The sequence below is a fragment of the Ruegeria sp. AP12 genome (assembly GCF_056540025.1).
Genome location: NZ_JBQFVZ010000309.1, coordinates 1 through 551 on the forward strand (window position 1 = coordinate 1; position 551 = coordinate 551).

The following is a 551-nucleotide window of genomic DNA, read 5'->3' on the forward strand; positions in this document are numbered from 1 at the left end:
CATCAGTGCACTGAACCACGCCAGCTATGACGGTATCGCCAAAGTGGCCGAGGTCGGCCTGCAGGGCATGATCACCCTGCGCGGCGATCTGTCCGACAAGGTGCTGGCCAAGGCTGTCAAGGATGCAACCGGGCAAAAAATGCCCGGCCAGCGTGAGGCTCTGGTCGATGGCGATACCGGCGTGTGCTGGATGTCCACCGATGAGCTGCTGGTGCTTGTGCCCTATGCCGAGGTTGAGGCCAAACTGGCCGAGATGGCCAACGCGCTTGGCGGTACGCATGCGCTGGCCGTCAATGTCTCGGACGCCCGTGCGGTGTTCTCAGTCACGGGCAGCAACGCGCGTGAAGTTCTGGGCAAGGTTGCTCCGGTCGATCTGTCACCTGCGGCTTTCCGACCCCGCCAAATTCGCCGTTCGCGTCTAGCTCGGGTGGCTGGTGCATTCTGGATGGACGACGCCGAGACCCTGCGCATCGTCTGCTCCCGTTCGGCGGCTGACTATGTGTTCAAACTGCTCAAGGTTGCGGCGCAGCCGGGCAGTGAGGTCGGGGTTT

Annotated in this window: 1 protein-coding gene; it reads left to right on the forward strand. The window is 63.0% G+C overall.

The genetic code is table 11. From position 1 onward, the window contains the following. Nucleotide 1: 1 nt before the first annotated feature. A partial coding sequence (locus tag ACR0E6_RS22915; RefSeq protein WP_480587752.1) for a sarcosine oxidase subunit gamma occupies nucleotides 2-551 on the forward strand: 550 nt, incomplete at its 3' end.